Here is a 23275-nt window from a genome sequence, read left to right on the forward strand (position 1 = left end):
GGCGGCGCGCTGGCGAACGACGTTCGCGGGATCGACGACCGGTTCGGCGTCTACACACTGCTGGCCGGGCTGGTCTCCCTGGGCTTCGGCGTCGCGGGCCTGCTCACCCGGCCCAGGATCGCCGCCCTGGCCGCCCTCCCCGGAGCCGCGGCGGTGGCGGTGCTGGTGCTCTTCATGACCGACGGGGGCGGCCTGCGCGACCGGATCTCCGTGGACCTGGGCGAGATGTTGTCGATCGGGCCCGTGGTCAAGTTCGGCTGGTTCGCGGCGCTGGGCTGCTCTGTGGCGGTCGTCGTGCTCTCCGTCCTCGCATTGGTGCGCCGCGCCTGACCGTCAGTCGTAGAAGCCCAGCCGCCGGAGCTGCTTGGGGTCGCGCTGCCAGTCCTTGGCCACGCTGATCCGCAGGTCCAGGTAGACGCGCGTGCCCAGCAGGGCCTCGATCTGCTTGCGGGCCTTGGTGCCGACCTCGCGCAGCCGCTCTCCCTTGTGCCCGATGACGATCGCCTTCTGCGAGGGCCGCTCCACGAACATGTGCGCGTAGATGTCCAGCAGGTCGTCGCGCCCCTCACGGGGCAGCATCTCGTCCACGACCACGGCGATCGAGTGGGGCAGCTCGTCGCGTACGCCCTCCAGCGCCGCCTCCCTGATCAGCTCGCCCACCAGCACCTGCTCCGGCTCGTCGGTGAGCTGCCCGCCCTCGTAGAGCGGCGGCGACTCCGGCAGGTGCTCGATCAGCACATCGGCCACCACGTCGAGCTGCTCACCCGACTGCGCCGACACCGGCACGATCGCCGCGAACTCCGCCACCTGCGACACCGCCAGCAGCTGCTCCGCGATCTGCTCCTTGCTCGCCAGGTCGCACTTGGTCACCACGGCCACGACCGGCGTCTTCTTCACCGCCGAGAGCTTGTCGGCGATGAACCGGTCACCCTTGCCGATCGGCTCGTTGGCGGGCACGCAGAAGCCGATCACGTCCACCTCGGTCAGCGTGGACAGCACCAGGCTGTCGAGCCGCTCCCCCAGCAGCGTGCGCGGCCGGTGCAGGCCCGGGGTGTCGACGATGACGAGCTGGGCGTCGGGACGGTGCACGATGCCCCTGATGGCACGCCTGGTCGTCTGCGGCTTGGACGAGGTGATCGCCACTTTGCTGCCGACCAGAGCGTTCATGAGCGTGGACTTGCCGACATTCGGCCTCCCCACGAAGCAGGCGAATCCGGCGCGATGGCTGTCTGGCGAAGTCACGTACTGCATTGTGTCCCATCAATGAGCGTGCTCACGCCACCAGGCGAACGCCTCGGGGGCCACCCCGGGCGTCCACGGGGTCGTGGCCAGCTCGGAAAGCTCCTGCTCGGTCACCCACCGGTAGCCGTTGATCTCGACGCCGTCGGGCTCAGGGACGCCCGCGACCAGGGCGCAACCGTAGCCGGCGATGACGTAGCCGACCTGGTGGCCGTTCGGGTAGACGGTGCGGAACTCGGGGCCGCCGTAGACCCCGATCAGGCCCCGCACCTCGATCTCGATGTCCAGCTCCTCGCGCAGCTCCCTGACGGCGGCGTCCTCGGGCCGCTCGTCCGGGTCGATGCCCCCGCCGGGCGCCGCCCAGAGCCCCACGTCGCCGTGCCGGGCCACCAGCAGCCTGCCCGCGTCGTCGAACACGAACGCCGCCACCGACGGCAGCATGAGCAGCTCGGAGCCGACCTTCTCCCGCAGCCTCGCCAGGAACGGCGACATCGGCATGCTCAGCCCCGCAGCGTGCCGTCGGGACCGGCCACGAGCAGCGACTTGACGCCCAGCTCCGCGGCCACGGCCTCGTCGGCGGCGCTCGGCGCGCTCTCGCTCACCAGCGCGACGGCCTCCAGGGACCGCGCGCCGCTGGAGACCGCCATGGCCACCGCCACCTGCACCGCCGAGAGCGTCAGCGCGTCCAGCGCCACGTTCGTCGCCGAATACGTGCGGCCGGTCTCATCCCGTACGGCGGCGCCCTCGGCGGACTCGTTGCGCGCCCTGGCGGCCCGGGCCAAAGTGATGATCTTGTTGTCTTCAGGATCGAGTGTCACGGAACCAGGTTAGGCGCTGGCCATGGAGATGACCGCGTCGACCACCTCGCGCGTGCGGGCGGGGTCCATGTCGTCCATGCTCGTGTGCACCACGGACACCAGAGTGTCGCCGACGCGCGACAGCACGACGTCCATCGCATACGGGTAGCCGTTCACCCGCCCGAGCAGCCGCGCGCTCACGGTCTCGTCCGCCTCGATCTCCAGCGGCAGCGTCTGCGACCGCAGGTCGGTGCCGGAGGAGGTGCGTAGCTCCTGGCACGACTCCATGGCCCTGGCCAGCTCGTCGAGGTGCTCCTCCGCCTCCCCGTCCGCGTAGCGCGCCAGCCCCACCCCGGCCTGCTCCCCCAGCCCGTCGCCCCGGTAGCTGGCCGCCGCCTGGGCCGTCAGCGCCTGCCCGGGCGCCTGCCCGCCCGCCGGCTCCAGCACGGCCCGGCAGTTCTCGTCGCCCTGCGTGAACGGCATCCGCCACGCCTGCTCCGGCCTGACCGCGAACCCCTCGGGCAACTGCGGCCCCTTGTGGAGCACCTCGCGCAACTGCGCCGCGGCCTGCGGGTCGAGGACGTTCGCCGCCTCCCCGCCTCCGCACCCCGCAAGGGCGCAGGCCAGCAGCCCGCAGGCGATGATCTCGCGTTTCATGATCCCCCCTGGATCGCAGCTTCCCCTGTCGGAGAATGCGGCAATCCACCGGAGCTTCCACCAATACGCAAAAAGGTGTCCCCATCCGGTTCTCCGGATGGGGACACCCTTCGCGTCGACCTGCGTCACAGCCGGCTGGCCGGCCCGGACGCCGTCGTTCCCCCCGAGGTGCACCCTCCCGCCGCGAACCCCAACCCGGCGTTCGGATGCCTCCCCCTTGTGACACCCACCGCACTGGATGTCGTGTTAAGAGAGTGCCCTGGCGGGCTTGCAGAAGACTTGTAGAACACTTGCGGTCTTCGCCCGGGTTCGTCCGGCGGGTCAGTCGTGGTCGGCAGGGGCCGGTTCGGTCTCGTCCTCCAGAGCCTTGGCGTGGCGCACCACGACGGTGCTGATCCGGTTGCGGCGGCCCGCCAGGCTCTCGGCGGTGAGCATGAGCCCGGCCACCTCGGCCTGCGACCCCGCGATCGGCACCCGCCCGAGCGCGTGGGCGAGCAGCCCGCCCACGGTCTCCACGTCGTCCACCTCGATCTCCGTGTCGAACAGCTCGCCCAGCTCGTCGACGGGCATCCGGGCCGTCACCCGCATGCCGCCGTCGGCCATGGGCTCGACGCGGGGCGCCTCCTGGTCGTACTCGTCGGTGATCTCGCCGACGATCTCCTCCAGGACGTCCTCGATCGTGACGAGCCCGGCGGTGCCGCCGTACTCGTCGATGACGATGGCGATGTGGATCTGCCGCGCCTGCATCTCCCGCATGAGCTGGTCGATGGGCTTGCTCTCCGGCACGTACGCGGCCGGCCGCATGATCGACTCGACCGTCTCCTTGCCCCCGCCCTCACCGGCCTCGTGGATCTTGCGGGCGATGTCCTTGAGGTACGCCATGCCGATGACGTCGTCCTCGTTCTCGCCCACGACGGGGACGCGGGAGAACCCGCTGCGCAAGGCCAGCGACAGGGCCTGGCTGATCGTCTTGCCGCGTTCGATGTAGACCATGTCGGTGCGGGGCACCATGACCTCGCGCACCAGCGTGTCGCCCAGCTCGAAGACGGAATGGATCATCTCGCGCTCGTCCGGCTCGATCACCCGGCGTTCCTCGGCCAGGTCGACCAGGTCGCGCAGCTCGGCCTCCGAGGTGAACGGCCCCTCGCGGAACCCCTTGCCGGGGGTCAGGGCGTTGCCCAGCAGGATGAGCAGCTTGGGCAGCGGCCCGAAGATGCGGGTCAGGCCGTACACGATGGGCGCGCTGGCCAGCGCGACGGGCTCGGCGTGCTGGCGCCCCAGCGTACGCGGCATCACGCCCACCACGACGTAGCTGGTCACGATCATCACGACGGCGGCCCAGACGTACGCCCAGCCCTGGTCGTGCAGGAGATCGATGAACAGCAGCGTGGCGATGACCGTGGCCACCAGCTCGCAGCTCAGCCTGAGCAGCAGGAGCAGGTTGAGGTAGCGCGGCGGGTCGTCGACGATGGCCTGCAGCCGCACGGCGCCCCGCCGGCCCTCGCGCACGTATTCCTCGGCACGCACCCTGGAGACGCGCGTCAGTGCCGTTTCCGCACTGGCGATCAGGCCACCGATGAGCACAAGGGCGATGGCCGACAACAACCAGGCGTTCACCGCTAGTTGCGCACCTCCTGCCACGACTCGAGGAGCCGGGCCTGCAGGCCGAACATCTCCTTGTGCTCATCGGGCTCGGCGTGGTCGTAGCCGAGCAGGTGGAGGATGCCGTGGGTGCACAGCAGCTCCAGCTCGTCGGCCGTGCTGTGGCCCGCCTCCTCGGCCTGCCTGGCGGCCACCTGCGGGCAGAGCACGACGTCGCCGAGGAGCGCCGGGTCCGCGGGGCTGTCCGAGTCGCCGCGCGCGCCCCCGCCCGGACGCAGCTCGTCCATCGGGAACGCCAGCACGTCGGTCGGGCCCGGCTCGCCCATCCACTTCTCGTGCAGCTCGGACATGGCGTCCTCGTCGACCACCACGATGGACAGCTCGGCGAGCGGGTTGATGCCCATCTCGCCGAGCACGTGGGCGGCCAGGGCGACGAGACTCTCCTCGTCGACCCCGACGCCCGACTCGTTGTTGATCTCGATGCTCATGGTCGCCGCTTCCCCCGATGCTGGATACTCTTCGGCTCCTGGGCGGCCTGCGAGGCGTCGTAGCGCCCATACGCGTCCACGATCTCGCTCACCAGCTTGTGGCGGACCACGTCGGAGCTGGTCAGGCGGGCGAAGTGGATGTCGGGGATGCCGTCGAGGATCTCCTGGACGACCCGCAGCCCGCTCACCGTGCCGTTGGGCAGGTCGACCTGCGTCACGTCACCGGTCACCACGATCTTGGAGTTGAAGCCGAGCCGGGTGAGGAACATCTTCATCTGCTCGGCCGAGGAGTTTTGCGCCTCGTCGAGGATGATGAACGCGTCGTTGAGCGTGCGTCCGCGCATGTACGCCAGCGGCGCGACCTCGATCGTGCCCGCGGCCATCAGCTTGGGGATGGAGTCGGGGTCGAGCATGTCGTGCAGCGCGTCGTAGAGCGGGCGCAGGTAGGGGTCGATCTTCTCGTACAGCGTGCCGGGCAGGAAGCCCAGCCGCTCGCCGGCCTCGACGGCCGGGCGGGTCAGGATGATCCGGTTGACCCGCTTCTCCTGCAGCGCCCGCACGGCCTTGGCCATCGCGAGGTAGGTCTTGCCGGTGCCCGCGGGGCCGATGCCGAACACGATCGTGTGCTTGTCGATCGCGTCGACGTACCGCTTCTGGTTGACCGTCTTCGGCCTGATCGTGCGCCCGCGCGAGGAGAGGATGTCGAGGGACAGCACCTCGGCGGGCCGGTCGGAGGTCATGCGGAGCATGGCGATGCTGCGCTCGACCGCGTCAGGGGTGAGCTCACCGCCGCTGCGCAGCACCTCGACCAGCTCCTCGAAGAGCCGCACCACCGCGCCGCTCTCGTCGGGGCTGCCGGTGACGGTGATCTCGTTGCCGCGAACGTGGATGTCGGCCCTGAAGGCGCCCTCGATGACGCGTAGCAGCTCGTCGCGGGAGCCCAGGAGGCTGACCATCGAGTATTCGTCCGGAATCAGCACCTTGGCTTGAGTGCGCGAGGGAGGTGCCGTGCGTCGGGATTCGTGTAGTTCGGACATGGGCAGGCCAGTGGCCTGATGCCTCCCGGTCTCTTTCGGTGTTCTTCTGAGCCCATCGTATCCGGGACCGGGCCGACCGCTCTCCCCAATATCAGCCGGGCGGCCAGGTCAGGTCACGCCCGCCCAGAACATGGGCGTGCACATGGAAGACGGTCTGCCCGGCGCCGAGCCCGGTGTTGAACACCACGCGGTAGCCGCTGTCGGCCACGTGCTCCAGCACCGCCACCGAATGGGCGGCCTTGAGCACTTCGTCGGCCAGCCCATCATCGGCCTCGGCGAGCGCCGCGGCAGTGGCGTGGTGCTGCTTCGGGACGACCAGCACGTGGGTGGGCGCCTGCGGGTTGACGTCCCGGAACGCCAGGGTCCTGCCGGTTTCATAAACGATCTCGGCGGGAATCTCCTTGGCGACGATTTTGCAGAAGAGGCAATCGCTCACCCGATCACCCTACCGAGAGCCCCTACGTACGAAACCCGTTGCCAATCGGTAATCCTCTGTGTCGTGCGAAGGAAGATCCACAAGGTTAGGGTGTGTGTGCGACACTTCAACGAAAAAGGACGATTCAGGGTCGGGCGAGCGCCACCTGGCGAGGACACGACTGGGTAATGCACCCTAAGGAACCGGGGAAACCTCAAGAACCGGAAGAGCGTAAACCCTCTGGGAAGGCTGAGCGTCCCATTGATGTGACCACCGAAACCCTTCTGGCCGACAGGTCGATGGGGGCGGCGCCGGTCGGGTGGGATGCCGACATGGCCGTGACCGCGCTCTACAGCGCGCACTTCCGGTCGTTGGTGCGTCTCGCCGTGTTGCTGGTGCGAGACACGGCAACAGCTGAGGAGGTCGTGCAGGACGCGTTCGTCGCCATCCATGGCGCCTGGCGTAGGCTGCGTGACCCCGACAAAGCACTCGCCTACCTCCGTCAATCCGTCGTCAACCGGTCCCGTTCCGTGCTGCGTCACCGCGCGGTCGTCGAGAAGTACGCTCCCAAGGGTCTGCCCGACGCCCCGAGCGCCGAGAACGGCGCGATCGGCGAGCTGGAACGCTCCGCCGTCATCGAGGCGTTACGCGCCCTGCCCACCCGTCAGAGAGAAGCACTGGTTCTGCGGTACTACGGTGATCTGTCCGAAGCTGAGATCGCCCACGCGATGGGCATCAGCAAGGGCGCGGTCAAGAGCCACACCGCACGTGGCATGGCCGCACTGCGATCCGTTCTGGAGAAAATGTCATGACCCAGCCCCCCGACGAGTACGGCGATATCCTGCGCCGTACGCTCCGCGCGGAGGCGGACGCGGTCGTGCCCTCGCCGGACGGACTGGAGATCATCCGCGCCCGTATCGAGCGGCGCGGCGTCCGTAATCTGTTCTGGTGGCGAGCGGGCGCGGCCGCCGCCAGCGCCGTCCTGGTGGCGGGAACGATCGTGATGGCCGTTCCGCAGCTGCGCACGCAGATCATCAACTCGCAACCTGTCGAGAACCAGACCTCCAGACTCCCGTCCAACTCCTCCACCACCCGTTCCCAGGAGCCGCCGCCCAGCGAGCCGCCGCACGACCAGCACCCCGTCGTGGTGCCCGAGGTCTCCAAGAGCCCGTCGCCCCAGCCCACGAAGAGGGCCGAGTCGACCAGCAGGCCGTCGCCGACCCCGACTCCGACCCCGACTCCGACTCCGACCGCGTGCCCGACGCCGCAGAGCGAGCAGGCCGACCCGCCGTCCGATTGCCCCACAGCCTCGCCGACGCCGCCACCGCCGTCGCCGTCGGTGGAGGAGACGCTGCAGCCCACGTCATGCCCGGTCGACGAGTGCCCGCCCGATGACGTCACCGACGCCCCCACCAACGTGACCAGCCCGTTGGTGGACGCCTCCCACACGACGCCCTGAACGGGCTCTACCAGCGTCCGGTACGCGCGAGCAGCACCGAGGCCGCCGCCACCCCCGCCGTGGACGTACGCAGCACCGTGGGCCCCAGCAGCACCGGCACCGCCTTCGCCGCCCGGAACCCGGCCAGCTCCTGCTCCGAGACGCCCCCCTCGGGCCCCACGACCACCACGATGTCGCCCGACGCGGGCAGCGCCACGCCGGACAGCGGCTCAGCCGCCTCCTCGTGCAGCACCAGGCCCAGCGCCGCGCCCGCCAGCAGCTTCTCGACCTGCGCGGTGGTGGCGGGCTCGGTCACTTCAGGCAGGTGGAACCTGCGGGCCTGCTTGCCCGCCTCGCGCGCGGTGGAGCGCCAGCGGTGCAGCCCCTTGGCGACCTTGTCGCCCTTCCACTGGGTGATGCTGCGCGAGGCCGCCCAGGGCACGATGACGTCGACGCCCGCCTCGGTCATCATCTCGACCGCGAGCTCGCCCCTGTCGCCCTTGGGCAGCCCCTGGACGACGACCAGCCGCGGCTCGGGCGGCTCGACCTCGTAGCGGCGCAGCACGTCGAGCCTGAGTGAGTCCTTCAGCGCCGCGCGCACGACGCACTCGGCGACCGAGCCGGCGCCGTCGGTCAGATCGACCCGCTCGCCGGCCCGCAGGCGCCGTACGGAGGCCGCGTGCCGCCCCTCGGGGCCGGAGAGCGTCAGCTCGGGCCCGTCCAGCTCCTGGGACAGGAACACCGGGACGGTCACGTCACCTGCCGTTGAAGGCGTCGCGCAGCCGGGAGAAGAAGCCCTGCTGGCCGGGGGCGAACTTGCCCGGCGGCCGCTCCTCGCCCCGCTGCTTGGCCAGCTCGCGCAGGAGCTCCTCCTGCGCGAGGTCGAGCCGGGTCGGGGTCTCGACGTTGACGTGGATCAGCAGGTCGCCGCGGCCGGACTCGTTGAGCCGCTGCACGCCCCGCCCGAACATGGTGATGACCTGGCCCGACTGCGTGCCGGGGCGGACGTCGATCTCCTCCGCGCCGTCGAGCGTCTCCACGGTCAGGATGGTGCCGAGCGCGGCGGCCGTCATCGGGATCTGCACGGTGCAGTGGAGGTCGTCACCACGCCGCTCGAAGATCTCGTGAGCCCGCTCGACGATCTCCAGGAACAGGTCTCCGGGCGGGCCGCCGCCGGGGCCGATCTCGCCCTCGCCGGCGAGCTGGATGTGGGTGCCGTCCTCGACGCCCGCGGGGATGCGGACCTTGATCGTACGGCGGGTGCGCACCCGGCCGTCGCCGGAGCACTCCTGGCAGGGGTGGCGGATGATGGTGCCGAACCCGCCACACTGCGGGCACGGCCGCGAGGTCATGACCTGACCCAGGAACGAGCGGGTGACCTGGGAGATCTCGCCGCGCCCGCTGCACATGTCGCAGGTGTCGGGATGCGTGCCGGACGCCGCGCCCGCACCGTGGCAGACCTCGCAGAGCACGGCCGTGTCCACGACCAGCTCGCGCGTGGTGCCGAACGCCGTCTCGCGCAGGTCCAGCTCGACCCGGATGGTGGCGTTGCGCCCCCTGCGGGCACGCGAGCGCGGCCCCCTGGCGCCGGCCGCGGTGCCGAAGAAGGCGTCCATGATGTCGCTGAACGGGAAGCCCGCGCCGAAGCCGCCGGCGGCCGCCCCTGCTCCCGCGCCGCCGAAGGGGTCGCCACCCAGGTCGTACATCTGGCGCTTGTTGGGGTCGGACAGCACTTCGTAGGCCTGCGTGATCTCCTTGAACCGCTCCTGGGTCTCAGGATCGGGATTCACGTCGGGATGCAGCTCGCGGGCCAGGCGGCGGTACGCCTTCTTGATCTCGTCCTGACTGGCGTCACGGCGCACCCCGAGGGTGGCGTAGTAGTCGCTGTTTGCCACTTATCGACCTCTTATGATGCAGCCAGGATCTGGCTGACGTAGCGTGCCACCGCGCGCACGGCGCCCATCGTAACCGGGTAGTCCATCCTCGTCGGTCCCAGCACGCCGAGCCGGGCCAGTTGCTTGTCGCCAGAACCGTATCCGGTCGCGACAATGGATGTCCCTCGCAGGTAGGGGTTTTCGGAGCCGATGCGCACGGTGAGCGCGGACGGTGTGTCTGTGGAAGTCTCGCCCAGCAGCCGCATGAGAACGACCTGCTCCTCCAGGGCCTCGAGCACGTCACGCAGGCCGGTCGTGAAGTCGGCGCCCGCCAGGTTGGCCGCGCCGGCGAACACGATCTTCTCGTCGTGCCGCTCGACCAGCGTCTCAAGCAGCACCGACAGGATCGTGGCCACCGCGGGCCGGTCTTCGACGGGCAGCCGCTCGGGCAGGTCGGCGACCAGCTCGGGCACGGTGCTCAGGCCGCAGCCGTCGAGGCAGGCGTTGAGCACCGCGCGCAGATGGGCGATGCGGGTTTCCTCCACCACTTCGGGCAGCTCGATCACGCGCTGCTCGACGCGGCCGGTGTTGGTGATCAGCACGAGCATGACCCGCCGGTCGTTCAGCGGCACCAGCTCGACGTGCCGGACCGTGGAACGCGTCAGCGTCGGGTATTGCACGACCGCCACCTGCCTGGTCAGCTGCGCGAGCAGCCGGACCGTGCGGGTGACCACGTCGTCGAGATCGACCGCGCCCGCGAGGAACGTCTCAATGGCCCTGCGCTCGGCCGCCGACAGGGGCTTGACCTGGGAGAGCCGGTCAACGAACAGCCGGTAGCCCTTGTCCGTCGGCACGCGGCCCGCGCTGGTGTGCGGCTGGGTGATGTAACCCTCCTCCTCCAGCGCGGCCATGTCGTTCCTGACCGTCGCCGGGGAGACCTTCAGGTTGTGGCGCTCGGCGAGCGCCTTGGAGCCCACCGGTTCGTTGGTGGACACGTAGTCTTCGACAATGGCGCGTAGCACCGCCAGCTTCCGATCGTCGAGCACGTGCTCACCTCCTGCCTCTGACATCTGAGGAGCACAACCATCTAGCACTCTGTGTTCCTGAGTGCCAAGTGTACGGCTCTCGCCCACAAGGTGCGATAACACCAGGTCGCAAGCTGGCTCCTAGCTTCTTTCAAGGGGCAAGTACCACACTTGCCGACATGAGCGACAATTCCCCGCCTCCGCCGTACGGCCCCCAGCCCGGGTCGCAGCCGGGTTATGGGCAGCCTCCGCCGCAGTACGGGCCTCCGCCTCAGCACGGGGCGCCACCGCAGTACGGCCCGCCTGCCCAATTCGGCCCACCTCCTCAGTACGGACAATACGGCCAACAACCCCAATTTCCCCCTCGAATCGACTCGAAAGCCATAAAGCCGCGCCTGTGGTGGATCGGGCTCTCCTGGGGGATCTTCGTCGTGTGCGCGATCGCCGGCGTCGTCCTGTTCGCCACGGGCATCGTGAGTAGCGTGAACGACATCGCCCCGACCAGGACGTTCGCATCCGGCGAGAGCGTGACGCTGCCGATCGACCCGGCGAACAAGCCCGCGATCTACCTCTCCAGCGACACGGCCGTCCACTACGAGTGCCAGATCTCCGGCCAGGCCAAGCTCGCCAAGACCAGGGGCACGCAGAAGGTCACGTCCGGAGCCGTCACCTGGGAGCAGCTCCTCGTGATCAACGCCCCGGCCAAGGGCGACTACCAGCTGATCTGCGCCACCGAGGAGCAGGCAGACGTGCGTTTCGGCGTGGGCCGTGAGCTGGCCTCGGCCACGGGCGGCATCGCCGGCGGGGTGGCCGCGCTCCTCCTGATCCCGGGCGCGGGGCTGCTCGTGGCCGTCATCGGCACCGTCGTCGTCCTGGTACGCCGTAGTGGCGCGCGTAAGCGCCTTGCGGTCAGCGGGTGATTTGCTACGGTCCCCGTGTGTACGAGGGCGATGTGCTGGCGGGAAATTGGCGGCGACCGGGGAAGGGCAAGATCCCCAAAGTGCCCGCCGAGCTGGACCTCGTCGTGGAGGACGCCGACAGCGGCTTCTGCGGCGCGGTGGTGGCCTGCGACAAGGAGGCCGTGACGCTCGAAGACCGGTTCGGCAGGCGCCGGCTGTTCCCGCTCGCGCCCGCCGCTTTCCTGCTGGAGGGTAAGCCCGTGACGCTGGTACGCCCGACGGCGGCCCCCGCGGGCCCCAGGCGCAGCGCGTCGGGTTCCATCGCCGTGGAGGGGCTGCGGGCGAGGGTCGCCAAGGAGAGCCGGATCTATGTGGAGGGCGTGCACGACGCCGCCCTGGTCGAGAAGATCTGGGGTCATGACCTGCGGGTCGAGGGGGTCGTGGTCGAATACCTGGAGGGCGTGGACCACCTGCCGGCCATCGTGGCGGAGTTCGGCCCGGAGCCGGGGCGCCGGCTGGGGGTGCTGGTGGACCATCTCGTTCCCGGGTCCAAGGAGAGCAGGATCGCGGCCGAGATCACCTCGCCGGACGTGCTCGTCGTGGGGCATCCGTTCATCGACATCTGGCAGGCGGTCAAGCCGTCCGTGCTGCGCATTCCCGCCTGGCCCACCGTGCCGCGCGGGGTGCCGTGGAAAGAGGGCGTGATCGCCGCCCTGGGCTGGCGCATGGAGCCCGCGGAGGCATGGCGGCGGATCCACGGCGCCGTCTCCACGTACGCAGACCTGGAGCCGGAACTGCTCGGCCGGGTCGAGGAACTGATCGACTTCGTAACGGAGGCATCATGAGCCAGGACCCACCACAGCCGGCGCCGGACGACGACGCCACCCGCTTCGTCCCACCATCGGACATCCCGCCCAGCCAGGGCTCCGGTCCCCAGCAACCGGGCTACGGACAGCAGCCCGGCTCAGCGCCCGGGTACGGGCAGCAGCCCGGGTACGGCCAGCAACCCGGCTCCCAGCCCGCCTACGGCCAGCCAGCTTATGGACAACCGGACTACGGCCAGCCTGGTTACGGCCAGCAGCCCCCGAGCTACGGCCAGCCCGGCTACGGCCAGCAGCCCCCGAGCTACGACCAGCCCGGCTACGGCCAGCCCGGTTACGGACAGCCTGGTTACGGCCAGCAGCCTCCGAGCTACGGCCAGCCCGGTTACGGGCAGGCTGGTTACGGGCAGGCTGGCTATGGGCAGGCTGGCTATGGGCAGCAGCCGCCGAGCTACGGCCCTCCCCCGCCCGGTTACGGCCCCGCGCCGGGGCAGCCCGGCTACGGGTACGCCGCGCCCCCTGGAGAGCCGTACGTCCCCGGCAGGTTCGGCCCCCGCCCGGGCACCGACGACACCACCATGGCGATGCTCTCGCACCTGCTCGGCCTGCTGGTCTCCTGGATCGGGCCGCTGATCATCTACCTGATGAAGAAGGACGAGTCCCCCTACGTCAGGGACCAGGCGGCGGAGGCGCTCAACTTCCAGATCACGATGTTCATCGGCTACGTCATCGCCTTCATCCTGTCGTTCATCTTCATCGGCGTGCTCCTGCTGCCGGTCATCTGGATCCTGTCCCTGATCTTCCACATCCAGGGCGCAATGGCCACCAACCGGGGCGAGAGGTACCGCTACCCGTTCGCCATCCGCATGATCACCTAGACCAGCAGATCCCTGATGAGGGCGTCGGCCAGCAGCCGTCCCTGGAGCGTGAGCATCATCAGGCCCGACCTGAACGGCCCGGGCTCCAGCAGCCCGCGCGCCAGGGCGCTCGCCACGGCCGGGCGCGCGGCGGGCGCCACCTCGGCCAGCGGGTAGCCGGACGACAGCCGCAGCTCCAGCATCAGCCGCTCGGCCGCCCGGTCGTCGTCCTCGAGCACCTCGCGCGCATGAGCGGGCGAGGCGCCGGCGGCCAGGCGCTGGGCGTAGGCGGCCGGGTGCTTGACGTTCCACCAGCGGGTGCCGCCGACGTGGCTGTGGGCGCCGGGCCCGGCGGCCCACCAGTCGCCGCCCGTCCAGTAGAGCAGGTTGTGGCGGCAGCGTGCCTGGTCGGAGGTGGCCCAGTTGGACACCTCGTACCAGCTGAACCCGGCCTGCGACAGCAGCTCGTCGGCGATCTGGTAGCGGTCGGCGGCCACGTCGTCGTCGGGCATGGGCAACTCGCCGCGCCTGATCCTGGCCGCCAGCCTGGTGCCCTCCTCGACGATCAGTGAGTACGCCGACACGTGGTCGGGCCCGGCCTCGATCGCGGCGGCCAGCGAGGCCCGCCAGTCGTCGTCGGACTCGCCCGGTGTGCTGTAGATGAGGTCGAGGTTGACGTGCTCGAACCCGGCCTGCCTGGCCTCCCGCACGGCCGCCGCCGCCCTGCCGGGGGTGTGCCGGCGGTCGAGCACCTGGAGCACGTGCTCGCGTACGCTCTGCATGCCGAAGCTGACCCGGTTGAAGCCGCCCTGGCGGAGCTTGTCGAGGTAGGCCGGGTCCACGGACTCGGGGTTGGCCTCGGTGGTCACCTCGGCCCCCGGCCGCAGCCCGAACTCCGAGTCGATCGCGGCCAGGATCCTGGCCAGGTCTTCCGGGGGCAACAGTGTGGGCGTGCCGCCGCCGAAGAACACCGTCTCCACCGGCAGGTCGGCCGCGCCCAGGACGCGGCGCGCGAGGCGGATCTCCTCGACGACCGTGTCCGCGTAGTCCCGATGGGAGGCGCCGGGGCCCAGCTCGGCGGCGGTGTAGGTGTTGAAGTCGCAGTAGCCGCAGCGGGTCACGCAGAACGGCACGTGCACGTAGAAGCCGAACGGACGCTCGCCGAGGCCCCTCAGGGCGCTGTCGGGCAGCTCGCCCGAGGTGGGTGCAGGATCGCCGTCAGGCAGGGTGGATGGCACGCTTCCAGTTTGCCGGGTACTCGGGGGTGCTATCGAATTGCAACCCCCGGGGTATCCACTGGTGCCGAACCGGCTGAAAGGGGTCCCCATGGCGGGCATCGGCATCGTGGGCGCGGGGATCTCCGGTCTGACCCTCGCGCTGCGCCTGCAGCAGCTCGGCATCGACGCCACGCTCTACAGCGAGGCCGACGCCGACGCCATGCGCTCGGGACGCCTGCCCAACACGGTGGGCAGGATGGGGCACACCCAGGCGCGCGAGCGGGAGCTGGGCAGCGAGCACTATCGCGATCCCGGGTGCCTGATGACTTCCGCCAAGCTCTCGATCAAGGGGGATCCGCCGCTGGAGTTCCTCGGCCGGGTCCCCGAGCCGATCCACGCGGTCGACTTCCGGTTGCTGCTCCCCGCGTACCTGGACGATTTCACCGGCCGGGGCGGCGAGCTCGTCGTCACGGGCGCCGCTCCCGACGCGGCGCAGGTGGACCGCTGGTCGCGGGAGCACGAGCTGATGGTGGTGGCGGCCGGGCGGCGCTCGGTGGCGGAGCTGTTCCCGCCCGACCCGACGCGCTCACCGTACGACCGGCCGCAGCGCATCCTCACGGCCGGGTTGTACGGCGGTCTCGACCTCGGCCCCATGTTCAGCTACAACGTCTCGCCGGGATGCGGGGAGATCCTCCGCTTGCCGATGATGACCAGGCACGGCGTGGCCTCCGGCGTCCTGGTCGAGGCGGTCCCCGGCGGGCCGCTGGAGCCGATCTCGCGCCTGCCCGCGGCTGAGGTCGCCGGAGAGCTGGCGAGGCTGCTGCCCGAGCACGCGCCGCGGCTGGCCGAGCGGACGGACACGGGCTTCGAGCTGCTGGGCAAGGAGGATCTGTTGCAGGGCGCGGTCACGCCGGTCGTACGGGAGGCGGTGGCGGAGCTGCCCAGCGGCCGGATCGCGCTGGCCGTCGGCGACGCCTGGATCACCAACGACCCGCTGACCGGCCAAGGCGCGAACCTGGGCTCGGCCTGCGCCTGGATCGCGGCCGACGCCATCGCGGCGGGTGGCCCGTACGACGCCGCCTTCGGCCACACCACGGCGGAGCGGATGTGGGAGGCGGCGGCACCGGTCACGCACTGGACCAACGCGTTCCTGCGCCCGCCGGCAGAGCACGTCATGACCCTGCTGCTGGCCGCCGCAACCAGGCAGGACGTGGCGGACCTGGTCCTTGGGCTGTTCGCGAACCCGGCGTACGCGTGGGCGGTGATCTCCAGCCCGGAGGAGGTGGCACGGATCGTCGACGGCGATCCCGTATGAGCACACCCCGGAGACGTCCGCGCCACCGACCTCCGTGACATCACCGCGCCCCGTGACAACGAGGCTCAGGAGGACACGTCGCCGAGCACCCGCTCAGCCATCCGGTCCCACTCGGCGTCGTGTCCAGGAACCGCCAGAATACGGCGGAGCGCGTCCACGTCCCCGTGGCGGGCACGGAACCAGTCGCCCACCGTGATTCCGGCCTCAGGCCGCGAGACGATCTCCACCGAGTCCCCTGCGCCCAGCTCACCGAGCTCGACCACCCGCAGGTACGCCCCGGGCCGCCCCGCCTCCGTGAACCGCTTGACCCACCCGGGCTCGTCCATCCAGTTGCGGAACACCACACACGGTATCCGGGGCCCGCTCACCTCCAGCACGGCGCTGCCCACCCGCCACCGCTCGCCGATCAGGGCGCCGGTGACGTCGAGGCCGGACGTGGTCAGGTTCTCCCCGAACCGCCCGTCACGCAGCTCCCGCCCGAGCTCGCGTTCCCACCAGTCGTAGTCCTCCCTCGCATACGAGTAGACGGCATGATCGGGCGAGCCGTGGTGCTCCTTGTCGGCCCGCTCGTCGCCGGCGAGCCCGTTGGCCAGCACCCCCACCCGGTGTGTGACCCGCTGCTTGTCGATCGCAGTACGCCCCAGCTTCCCCGCCCACTCAGCCTCGACCGGTTTGCCCACATTTACGGAGAGAACGCGCATAGTTGGACGGTAACCCGCACCCACTCCGAATAGCCAACCGATTCCCCCTCACCTCGGCCCTCCACCCAAGTTCGGCCGACCCTGGTGTGAACTGCGCGTCACGAACCCTCCCTCCAGCGAGAGGGGCTCCCCAGGAGGCGGCTACGGCGTCGTGGGCTTGCGCGAACGCTCCTGGGCGGAACGCTGTCGGCAGGCGAACACGACGGCGGCTTCCTGGTACATCTGAAGGTGCCGTCATGACCAAGGTGATCGTGGTCGACGACCGGATGCACGGCATGGAGGCCACCGGGCGCAGGCGGTCACCTACGCGTTCCGCCACCGCGTGGAAACCTCCACGCGGGCCACCACCGGATGGAACCTCCACACTCCCCGATCGCCGCGCCTCGAGAACCGCCGTCCAGGACCACGGACGGGGCCCGTGAAGCATGAGCGGTGGGCCGCGAAGATCGCGGGAGTGCGCCGTCGCCGCTGGGACGGCGCGGGTGAGCAGTCACGGGCGTACGGGCGCAGCCGCGGATCAACCCGAGCCGAGCTGGGACTCGCCGTCGAATCCGGCCAGCTGTAACAACGTCTCCAGCGCCGCCTGCCTGGTCTCCTCGACCGAGTCGCCCCGCTCGCCGAAACACTCCGCCGCCACGTCGAGCAGCGCCGTCACCACGACCGCATCGGGGTAGGGCACATCGACGAGCACCGTGCCGTCGTCCCCCTCCTCGCCCGGAGCCAGGTGGAGCCGCAGCAGCCGTCGAGTCTCCTCAGCCACAGCGACCCCCAAAACGGCGGCACGCTCAAATCGCTCAGAAGCAGTCACGTCACCCTCCAGTCGCACTGGTGTTCGGAACAGAAGGTAGGCGATGGCACCGACAGAAATTTCTTGTGATCAACCGGGCACGCGACTGCCCGTGCCGGTGGCTACTCTCGAACGGTGTACGACTCGATCATCAGTGTTCGCGACCTCACGGTCGAGCTTGGCGGCAACCCCGTGCTGCGGGACATGGAGCTGACCGTGTCCACGGGCGAGATCGTGGCCGTGGTCGGCCCGAACGGGTCCGGCAAGTCCACCCTGCTGCGCTGCCTGGCCGGGCTCCAGCCCGCCACCTCGGGCGAGGTGCGGGTGTTCGGGGAGCCGCCTGCCGACGATGCCGCGTTCTGGCGCCAGGTCGCGCTGCTGGGCGAGGAGCCCGCCTGGTATCCGGGGCTCACCACCCGCGAGCACCTGGAGCTGATGGGAGCCGTGCACGCCCAGGCCCGCATGACGGTCGAGGCGGCGCTGGAGGTGTTCGCGCTGGTGGAGCGTGCCGACTCGGCGCCGCTGAACCTGTCCACCGGCCAGCGCCAACGCCTCGCCTTGGCCGCCACACTGCTCAGGCCCAGCACGTTGCTGCTGCTGGACGAGCCGGAACGCGGGCTGGACACCGATTTCCGGGCCCGGCTGGCCGACCTGCTCGTCGGGTACGCGGATGAGGGCGGCACGGTGGTCATGGCCACCCACGACCAGGGCCTGGCCGCCCGCGCCCGCCAGGTCTCGCCCTCAGGGGTGGCCGCGTGAGCGGGGCAGAGGGAAATGTGCGGGCATACCTCCGTTCGCGCCGCCGAACCCCCGCCAGCCTCCTCGATCGGTACACCTCCGTCTTCGGCCTGGTGATGCTCATCGCGGTGCTCGGCCGGCCGTTGTCCACCATGATCACCGGCCTGGGCGGACCCGTCGATCCCGTGCGCATGGGCGCGGGTGCGGCGCTGGTCACGCTGGCAGTGGCCGGTTTCCTGGCCGCGGCCCGGGCGGCGGGGCCCGTGCTGCTGCCCGCCGCCGACGCGTCCTGGCTCCTGCTCTCGCCGTTGAACCGGCGGCGCCTGCTCGCACGCACCGGCCGGGTGCTGATCATGGTCGCGGTGGTGGCGGGCCTGGCGCTCGGGCTGGGGCTGCTGGCGGTGCTGGGCGCGCCCGATCAGCTCGTCTGGCGGCTGCTCGGCGCGCTGGCCCTGGGAGTGTCGGCGACCGTGGGCGGGATGGCGCTGGCGGTGCTCGGCCAGGCGTCCCAGTCGTGGCAGGTCTGGCTGACGGCCGCGATGGTCGCGCTGCTGGTGCTGGCGGTGGTGGCGGTGACCGGTCAGGCCCGTACGGTGCTGGCCGTCGCCGCGAGCGCGCCCCTCCCTGCGGTCGCCGCGGCCGCCTCCGCGGCCGCCGTGGTGTCCGGGCTGCTGGTACGGCTGGCGTGGACGTCGCTCGGCCGGATCCCCACCCGCACCCTCCTGGCCTCCTCCACCCGCGCCGGTCACCTGGCGAACGCCGCCGTGGGGCTCGACCCCGGCGCGCTCACCTGGATCGCCGAGGACAACCACTGGCGGGCCAGGACGCTCAACTCTCGGCGGTGGCCGTCTTTGCCCGCGCCGCTCGCGCTGGCCTGGCAGGACTGGCGGCGGCTGGCTCGCCGGCCCGGGCGGCTGGCGATCATGTTCGGGGCGGCCGCGTTGCCTGCCGTACTGGCCCGGGCGGGCGCGGGTCCGGTGGCGTTGGAGGCGGCCGTGCTGGCGGGGGCGCTGGCCGTGGCGGCGGCGAGCGTGTCAGGGGCGCGCCGGGACAGCGACAACCCGGCCCTGGCCAGGATCATCGGCGTGGGGCACCGCCAGGCGCTCGCGGCCCGTGCGCTGCTGCCCATGCTGTTGAGCGGCGTGTGGGCGGGCCTGGCGCTGGCCGGCGCGTGGGCGGGCCTGGCGCTGGGCGGCGTGAGCGCGTTCTCCGGGGTCTGGTGGCTGTTCGGGCCGCTGGCCGCCCCCGCGATAGCCGCCGGTGCGCTGCGGATGGCCAGGCGCGGCCCGGTCGACCATGCCATGCCGGTCATCGACACCCCGGGCGGCGCGATCCCGACCGGGCCGCTGCTCTGGGCCGCCACCGGGGCGGATCTGGCCGTGCTCGGCTGCCTGCCTGCCATCGCGGCCGTGCTGTCCCCGTCCGGCGCGCCGGGTGGGTTCCTGGCGGCTCAGGGCGTGTTCGGGGTGCTGACGCTCGTGGGGTACGTGTGGCGCAGAGGAGCGGGTCAGGCCATGTAGACGTCGCTCGGCACGCCCCCGTACGGGATCGTCCGGTCCTTGCGCATGCCCGCACGCTCGGCCACCCGGTGCGACGGCTCGTTGATGTCGCGGATCACCGCCACGACCGTCCCGAGGCCCTTCCCGATCCGTAGCGCCGCCTCCACGAGCTCACCCGCGTACCCGTGTCCCCAAGCGGACGGCCGGAACCGGTAGTAGAGGTTCAGCACGTGCTCCCCGTCCAGGAGGGCATGGCGCAGCCCCCCGAACCCGAGCACCTCCGGCTCCCCCGTCGCCCGCACCGCCCAGTAGCCGAGCCCGCGCTCGTCCCAGTCGGCCAGCCACAGATCCAGCATGGCCCGGCTCGACTCCAGGTCAGGGGTCGGGCCGGCGGGGTTGTAGACGTTCGTCCGCGGGTCGGAGTGGATCTCGTGGACAGCGGCTAGATCGTCGGGTGTGACCCGAGAAAGCACCAATCGCGCCGTCTGCACCACTTCCATGGTTTCAGACTAGGCGGTCATTTCTTCTTGTCGGAGCTGGAGTCGGTGGCCAGCGCCGCGACGAAGGCCTCCTGGGGGACCTCCACGCGCCCGACCATCTTCATCCGCTTCTTGCCTTCCTTCTGCTTCTCCAGCAGCTTGCGCTTACGGGAGATGTCACCGCCGTAGCACTTGGCCAGGACGTCCTTGCGGATGGCGCGGATGTTCTCGCGGGCGATGACCCGGGCCCCGATGGCGGCCTGGATCGGCACCTCGAACTGCTGCCTGGGGATCAGCTCGCGCAGCTTCTTCGCCATGTCGACGCCGTACGTGTAGGCCTTGTCCTTGTGGACGATGGCGCTGAACGCGTCGACCGCCTCGCCCTGCAGCAGGATGTCGACCTTGACCAGGTCGGCCTCCTGCTCGCCGGCCGGCTCGTAGTCGAGCGAGGCGTAGCCACGGGTGCGCGACTTGAGCTGGTCGAAGAAGTCGAAGATGATCTCGCCGAGCGGCAGCGTGTAGCGGATCTCGACCCGGTCCTCCGACAGGTAGTCCATGCCGAGCAGCTGCCCGCGCCGCCCCTGGCAGATCTCCATGATCGCCCCGATGAACTCGGCCGGCGCCAGGATCGTCGACTTGGTGACCGGCTCGTACACCGTGGCGATCTTCCCACCCGTGGGGAACTCCGACGGGTTGGTGACGGTCAGCTCCTTGCCGTCCTCCATGACCACGCGGTAGACCACGTTGGGCGCGGTGGAGATCAGCGACAGGCCGAACTCGCGCTCCAGCCGCTCCCGCACGATCTCCATGTGCAGCAGCCCCAGGAACCCGACCCGGAACCCGAACCCGAGCGCCGCCGACGTCTCCGGCTCGTAGATCAGCGCCGCGTCGTTGAGCTGCAGCTTGTCGAGCGCCTCGCGCAGCTCGGGGTATTCGTCGCCGTCGATCGGGTAGAGCCCGGAGAACACCATCGGCTTCGGGTGCTCGTAGCCGGCCAGCATCTCGCCGGCGGGCTTGGCCGCCGAGGTGACGGTGTCACCCACGCGCGACTGGCGCACGTCCTTGACGCCCGTGATGAGGTAGCCCACCTCGCCGACGCCCAGGCCGAGGTCGGCGGGCTTCGGCTCGGGCGAGATGACGCCGATCTCCAGCGTCTCGTGGGTGGCGCTGGTGGACATCATGAGGATGCGCTCGCGCTTGCCCAGGTGGCCGTCGATGACCCGCACGTACGTGACGACGCCGCGGTATGTGTCGTACACCGAGTCGAAGATCAGTGCGCGGGCGGCCGCGTCGGCCTCGCCCACCGGGGCGGGCACCGTCTTGACCACGTGGTCGAGCAGCTCGCGCACGCCCTCGCCGGTCTTGCCCGACACCTTGAGCACGTCGGACGGGTCACAGCCGATCAGCCCCGCCAGCTCCTCGGCGAACTTCTCCGGCTGCGCGGCCGGCAGGTCGATCTTGTTGAGCACGGGGATGATGTGCAGGTCGGCGTTCATGGCCAGGTAGAGGTTGGCCAGCGTCTGCGCCTCGATGCCCTGGGCCGCGTCGACCAGCAGGACGGCGCCCTCGCACGCCTGCAGCGACCTGGACACCTCGTACGTGAAGTCGACGTGGCCGGGCGTGTCGATCATGTTGAGCACGTGGCCGTCCCACGGCAGCCGCACGGCCTGCGACTTGATCGTGATGCCCCGCTCGCGCTCGATGTCCATCCTGTCGAGGTATTGCGCGCGCATGGAACGGTCGTCGACCACGCCGGTGATCTGGAGCATCCGGTCGGCAAGGGTCGACTTGCCATGGTCGATATGCGCGATGATGCAGAAGTTGCGGATCAACGCGGGGTCGGTCTGGCCAGGCTGAGTGCGCACCGAAGTCCGTTTCGACAGGGTTGAGGTCAAGCAGTCTTTCATGGTGACATGCCCGGGTGACTGCCCGAACCGTCATCCGCCGCGGCCTGCGCGTGCTCGCGCTTGCCTTGGCCATCGTCGTCGCGCTGGTCGGCCTCCTCGCCGCCGCGCTCCGACTCCAGTTTACCGGTGCCCCGGCGGCCTGGGCGAAGAGCACGGGCAACGACGCCCTGTGGCTGGGCCACATGTGGGTGGACGGCCGCCGTACGGAGCGTGACGTCGAGCAACTGGCGGTACGCCTGCGCACCACAGGCATCAAGGACGTGTACGTACACTCGGGCCCTTTCGACTGGGACGGCACACTAAATCCCGCCAAATACCCCAGCGCCGGAAATTTCGTGAAGTGGATGCATGAGCAGCTCCCCACGGTCCGCGTCTCCGCCTGGCTCGGCCAGACCGTCAAGAACGGCCTCGACCTGGACGACCCCAAGTCCCGCGCAAACGTCCTGGCCGGAGTCGCCGCCATCATGAAGCAGGGCTACGACGGCATCCACTACAACTTCGAGCCGATCGGCGACGGCGACACCGAGTTCCTCGGACTCCTCGACAAGACCCGGCAGCACACGAAGCTGCTGTCCACCTCCACCCCGCAGATCGAGCCGTACCCCGGGAATGCGCCTGACCGCCAGGGCCGTCCTGGCCCACGACAAGTACTGGTCCGAGAGCTACTTCAAGCAGGTCGTCGACCGCGTGGACCAGATCGCCGTCATGACCTACGACTCGTTCACGCCCCTGCAGTCCCTCTACGGCGGTTACGTGGCCCGCCAGGCCGAACTGGCCCTGGACCTGGTCCCCGAGGGCAAGTTGCTGCTCATGGGCGCCCCCGCCTACCACGATCACGGCGTCGCCTGGGCCGACGGCGCCGAGAGCGTCGCCATGTCCGCGGAGGGCGCTAGGCTCGCGTTATCGGCGCACGGCCGCCGCGAGCGCTTCGGCCTGGCCCTCTACGTGGACTTCGCCGCCACGGAGGAGGATTGGCAGGAGTACATGACGCGCTGGCGTTGATTTGAGCAGCCACCTGAGTTATTGGTAACCTGTTCAACTGCGTGTGGCGCGCCCTCTCTCGAGCCCGCGCGCCCATCCATCACTTCAGACTTTCACCGAGGCTTCTTCGTGGCGAACATCAAGTCCCAGATCAAGCGCAACAAGCAGAACGAGAAGGCTCGTCTGCGCAACAAGGCGGTCAAGTCCTCCCTGAAGACGGCTGTCCGCAAGTTCCGCGAGGCCGCCGAGCAGGGCGACGTCGCGCAGGCCGTCGCGCTGCAGCAGGCCGCCGCCCGCCAGCTCGACAAGGCCGTCAGCAAGGGCGTCATTCACAAGAACCAGGCCGCCAACCGCAAGTCCGCGATCGCCAAGCAGGCCGCGGCGCTGGCCGCCGCCAAGTAAACGCTGGCATAGCGACGCCGCACTCCCTTCGGGGGTGCGGCGTTTTCGTTACGCGCCCTTTTGTCACAGTTTCGATATCACACGCCCGTATCGGGTGCGT

Annotated in this window: 28 protein-coding genes; 11 read left to right on the top strand and 17 right to left on the bottom strand. The window is 70.2% G+C overall.

Translation table 11 applies throughout. The annotated features are described in order from the left end of the window. Positions 1–330 (top strand): hypothetical protein (locus ABN273_RS51435; RefSeq protein ID WP_349457029.1); only part of this gene is annotated, 330 nt, incomplete at its 5' end. Between the two features lie 3 nt (positions 331–333). Here the strand turns inward: ABN273_RS51435 and era are convergent. The 8 genes from era to ABN273_RS51475 form a co-directional block, all read right to left on the bottom strand. After that, positions 334–1242 (bottom strand): GTPase Era, encoded by a 909-nt coding sequence (gene era / locus ABN273_RS51440; RefSeq protein WP_349457030.1) that lies wholly within the window; start codon positions 1240–1242, stop codon positions 334–336. Positions 1243–1260: 18 nt separating this feature from the next. After that, positions 1261–1737, bottom strand: a complete 477-nt coding sequence (locus tag ABN273_RS51445; protein WP_349457031.1) for an NUDIX domain-containing protein — start codon at positions 1735–1737, stop codon at positions 1261–1263. A gap of 2 nt (positions 1738–1739) precedes the next feature. Beyond that, positions 1740–2057 carry a cytidine deaminase-like protein gene (locus tag ABN273_RS51450; RefSeq protein WP_349457032.1) on the bottom strand — a complete coding sequence of 106 codons (318 nt, stop codon included), beginning with the start codon at positions 2055–2057 and terminating at the stop codon, positions 1740–1742. Between the two features lie 9 nt (positions 2058–2066). Beyond that, positions 2067–2693 (bottom strand): hypothetical protein, encoded by a 627-nt coding sequence (locus tag ABN273_RS51455; RefSeq protein WP_349457033.1) that lies wholly within the window; start codon positions 2691–2693, stop codon positions 2067–2069. A 321-nt stretch (positions 2694–3014) separates the two neighbouring features. Continuing rightward, positions 3015–4310: a hemolysin family protein gene (locus tag ABN273_RS51460; RefSeq protein WP_349457034.1), complete on the bottom strand. Its 1296-nt coding sequence runs from the start codon at positions 4308–4310 to the stop codon at positions 3015–3017. A gap of 2 nt (positions 4311–4312) precedes the next feature. Further along, positions 4313–4783: an rRNA maturation RNase YbeY gene (gene ybeY, locus ABN273_RS51465; protein WP_349457035.1), complete on the bottom strand. Its 471-nt coding sequence runs from the start codon at positions 4781–4783 to the stop codon at positions 4313–4315. Further along, the gene (locus ABN273_RS51470) at positions 4780–5820 is read right to left on the bottom strand and encodes a PhoH family protein (RefSeq protein WP_349457036.1); all 1041 of its coding nucleotides are present in this window, start codon (positions 5818–5820) and stop codon (positions 4780–4782) included. The genes ybeY and ABN273_RS51470 overlap by 4 nt, the downstream gene beginning before the upstream one ends. A 91-nt stretch (positions 5821–5911) precedes the next feature. Next, the gene (locus ABN273_RS51475) at positions 5912–6256 is read right to left on the bottom strand and encodes a histidine triad nucleotide-binding protein (protein ID WP_349457037.1); all 345 of its coding nucleotides are present in this window, start codon (positions 6254–6256) and stop codon (positions 5912–5914) included. A gap of 278 nt (positions 6257–6534) precedes the next feature. On the opposite strand from ABN273_RS51475, the gene ABN273_RS51480 reads away from it, so the two are divergent. Beyond that, positions 6535–7047, top strand: a complete 513-nt coding sequence (locus ABN273_RS51480; protein WP_344987656.1) for a SigE family RNA polymerase sigma factor — start codon at positions 6535–6537, stop codon at positions 7045–7047. Beyond that, a complete protein-coding gene (locus tag ABN273_RS51485) occupies positions 7044–7694 on the top strand; it encodes a hypothetical protein (protein WP_349457038.1) in 651 nt (216 codons plus the stop codon). Before ABN273_RS51480 ends, ABN273_RS51485 begins: the two co-directional genes overlap by 4 nt. A gap of 7 nt (positions 7695–7701) precedes the next feature. Here the strand turns inward: ABN273_RS51485 and ABN273_RS51490 are convergent, their stop codons facing one another. From ABN273_RS51490 to hrcA, 3 genes are read right to left on the bottom strand one after another with little or no spacing between them, the layout of a single operon-like run. Next, positions 7702–8427, bottom strand: a complete 726-nt coding sequence (locus ABN273_RS51490) for a 16S rRNA (uracil(1498)-N(3))-methyltransferase (protein ID WP_349457039.1) — start codon at positions 8425–8427, stop codon at positions 7702–7704. A 1-nt stretch (position 8428) separates the two neighbouring features. Then, complete coding sequence (gene dnaJ, locus ABN273_RS51495) at positions 8429–9568, bottom strand: molecular chaperone DnaJ (protein WP_349457040.1); 1140 nt, start codon at positions 9566–9568, stop codon at positions 8429–8431. 11 nt (positions 9569–9579) lie between these two features. Continuing rightward, entirely contained in the window at positions 9580–10593 is a 1014-nt protein-coding gene (hrcA, locus tag ABN273_RS51500; RefSeq protein WP_349457041.1) for a heat-inducible transcriptional repressor HrcA, read from the bottom strand. A 461-nt stretch (positions 10594–11054) separates the two neighbouring features. Between hrcA and ABN273_RS51505 the strand changes: the two genes are divergently transcribed. The 3 genes from ABN273_RS51505 to ABN273_RS51515 are packed head-to-tail and all read left to right on the top strand — an operon-like array spanning position 11055 to position 13170. Further along, a complete protein-coding gene (locus ABN273_RS51505) occupies positions 11055–11492 on the top strand; it encodes a hypothetical protein (protein WP_349457042.1) in 438 nt (145 codons plus the stop codon). A 17-nt stretch (positions 11493–11509) separates the two neighbouring features. Continuing rightward, positions 11510–12316 carry a DUF3097 domain-containing protein gene (locus tag ABN273_RS51510; protein WP_349457043.1) on the top strand — a complete coding sequence of 269 codons (807 nt, stop codon included), beginning with the start codon at positions 11510–11512 and terminating at the stop codon, positions 12314–12316. Continuing rightward, positions 12313–13170, top strand: a complete 858-nt coding sequence (locus ABN273_RS51515; RefSeq protein WP_349457044.1) for a DUF4870 domain-containing protein — start codon at positions 12313–12315, stop codon at positions 13168–13170. The genes ABN273_RS51510 and ABN273_RS51515 overlap by 4 nt, the downstream gene beginning before the upstream one ends. On the opposite strand, the gene hemW is transcribed toward ABN273_RS51515, so the two are convergent. After that, positions 13167–14387 (bottom strand): radical SAM family heme chaperone HemW, encoded by a 1221-nt coding sequence (gene hemW, locus ABN273_RS51520; protein WP_349457045.1) that lies wholly within the window; start codon positions 14385–14387, stop codon positions 13167–13169. The two genes, ABN273_RS51515 and hemW, sit on opposite strands and share 4 nt — an antisense overlap. An 88-nt stretch (positions 14388–14475) precedes the next feature. On the opposite strand from hemW, the gene ABN273_RS51525 reads away from it, so the two are divergent. After that, positions 14476–15681, top strand: coding sequence for a styrene monooxygenase/indole monooxygenase family protein (locus ABN273_RS51525; protein WP_349457046.1), 1206 nt, complete (start codon positions 14476–14478; stop codon positions 15679–15681). Between the two features lie 65 nt (positions 15682–15746). Here the strand turns inward: ABN273_RS51525 and ABN273_RS51530 are convergent, their stop codons facing one another. Beyond that, positions 15747–16382 carry an MOSC domain-containing protein gene (locus ABN273_RS51530; protein WP_349457047.1) on the bottom strand — a complete coding sequence of 212 codons (636 nt, stop codon included), beginning with the start codon at positions 16380–16382 and terminating at the stop codon, positions 15747–15749. 517 nt (positions 16383–16899) lie between these two features. After that, complete coding sequence (locus tag ABN273_RS51535) at positions 16900–17142, bottom strand: hypothetical protein (protein WP_349457048.1); 243 nt, start codon at positions 17140–17142, stop codon at positions 16900–16902. A gap of 162 nt (positions 17143–17304) precedes the next feature. Here ABN273_RS51535 and ccmA point away from each other — a divergent pair, with 162 nt between their 5' ends. Continuing rightward, positions 17305–17928, top strand: coding sequence for a heme ABC exporter ATP-binding protein CcmA (gene ccmA / locus ABN273_RS51540; RefSeq protein ID WP_349457049.1), 624 nt, complete (start codon positions 17305–17307; stop codon positions 17926–17928). Continuing rightward, complete coding sequence (locus tag ABN273_RS51545; protein WP_349457050.1) at positions 17925–19427, top strand: DUF6297 family protein; 1503 nt, start codon at positions 17925–17927, stop codon at positions 19425–19427. The genes ccmA and ABN273_RS51545 overlap by 4 nt, the downstream gene beginning before the upstream one ends. Here ABN273_RS51545 and ABN273_RS51550 read toward each other — a convergent pair. The 3 genes from ABN273_RS51550 to ABN273_RS51560 are packed head-to-tail and all read right to left on the bottom strand — an operon-like array spanning position 19415 to position 22064. Beyond that, positions 19415–19906: a GNAT family N-acetyltransferase gene (locus ABN273_RS51550; RefSeq protein ID WP_349457051.1), complete on the bottom strand. Its 492-nt coding sequence runs from the start codon at positions 19904–19906 to the stop codon at positions 19415–19417. The two genes, ABN273_RS51545 and ABN273_RS51550, sit on opposite strands and share 13 nt — an antisense overlap. A gap of 17 nt (positions 19907–19923) precedes the next feature. Further along, complete coding sequence (lepA, locus tag ABN273_RS51555) at positions 19924–21792, bottom strand: translation elongation factor 4 (RefSeq protein WP_502911291.1); 1869 nt, start codon at positions 21790–21792, stop codon at positions 19924–19926. Beyond that, entirely contained in the window at positions 21789–22064 is a 276-nt protein-coding gene (locus tag ABN273_RS51560; protein WP_349457053.1) for a hypothetical protein, read from the bottom strand. The genes lepA and ABN273_RS51560 overlap by 4 nt, the downstream gene beginning before the upstream one ends. A 337-nt stretch (positions 22065–22401) precedes the next feature. Between ABN273_RS51560 and ABN273_RS51565 the strand changes: the two genes are divergently transcribed. Both ABN273_RS51565 and rpsT read left to right on the top strand, forming a co-directional pair. Further along, positions 22402–22794 (top strand): hypothetical protein, encoded by a 393-nt coding sequence (locus tag ABN273_RS51565; protein WP_349457054.1) that lies wholly within the window; start codon positions 22402–22404, stop codon positions 22792–22794. Between the two features lie 108 nt (positions 22795–22902). Further along, positions 22903–23175, top strand: a complete 273-nt coding sequence (gene rpsT, locus ABN273_RS51570; RefSeq protein ID WP_349457055.1) for a 30S ribosomal protein S20 — start codon at positions 22903–22905, stop codon at positions 23173–23175. Positions 23176–23275: the final 100 nt, after the last annotated feature.

This window comes from Nonomuraea sp. B19D2 (assembly GCF_040137845.1).
Taxonomy (GTDB): Bacteria; Actinomycetota; Actinomycetes; order Streptosporangiales; family Streptosporangiaceae; genus Nonomuraea.

Bases quoted from the DNA above. Each gene is read 5' to 3' on its own strand.
- ABN273_RS51485 (WP_349457038.1), top strand. From the start codon at position 7,044: ATGACCCAGCCCCCCGACGAGTACGGCGATATCCTGCGCCGTACGCTC.
- ABN273_RS51470 (WP_349457036.1), bottom strand. From the start codon at position 5,820: ATGTCCGAACTACACGAATCCCGACGCACGGCACCTCCCTCGCGCACT.
- ABN273_RS51525 (WP_349457046.1), top strand. From the start codon at position 14,476: ATGGCGGGCATCGGCATCGTGGGCGCGGGGATCTCCGGTCTGACCCTC.
- ABN273_RS51550 (WP_349457051.1), bottom strand. From the start codon at position 19,906: ATGGAAGTGGTGCAGACGGCGCGATTGGTGCTTTCTCGGGTCACACCC.
- ABN273_RS51480 (WP_344987656.1), top strand. From the start codon at position 6,535: ATGGGGGCGGCGCCGGTCGGGTGGGATGCCGACATGGCCGTGACCGCG.
- lepA (WP_502911291.1), bottom strand. From the start codon at position 21,792: ATGAAAGACTGCTTGACCTCAACCCTGTCGAAACGGACTTCGGTGCGC.
- ABN273_RS51445 (WP_349457031.1), bottom strand. From the start codon at position 1,737: ATGCCGATGTCGCCGTTCCTGGCGAGGCTGCGGGAGAAGGTCGGCTCC.
- ABN273_RS51565 (WP_349457054.1), top strand. From the start codon at position 22,402: ATGCGCCTGACCGCCAGGGCCGTCCTGGCCCACGACAAGTACTGGTCC.
- ABN273_RS51530 (WP_349457047.1), bottom strand. From the start codon at position 16,382: ATGCGCGTTCTCTCCGTAAATGTGGGCAAACCGGTCGAGGCTGAGTGG.
- ybeY (WP_349457035.1), bottom strand. From the start codon at position 4,783: ATGAGCATCGAGATCAACAACGAGTCGGGCGTCGGGGTCGACGAGGAG.
- ABN273_RS51515 (WP_349457044.1), top strand. From the start codon at position 12,313: ATGAGCCAGGACCCACCACAGCCGGCGCCGGACGACGACGCCACCCGC.
- ABN273_RS51455 (WP_349457033.1), bottom strand. From the start codon at position 2,693: ATGAAACGCGAGATCATCGCCTGCGGGCTGCTGGCCTGCGCCCTTGCG.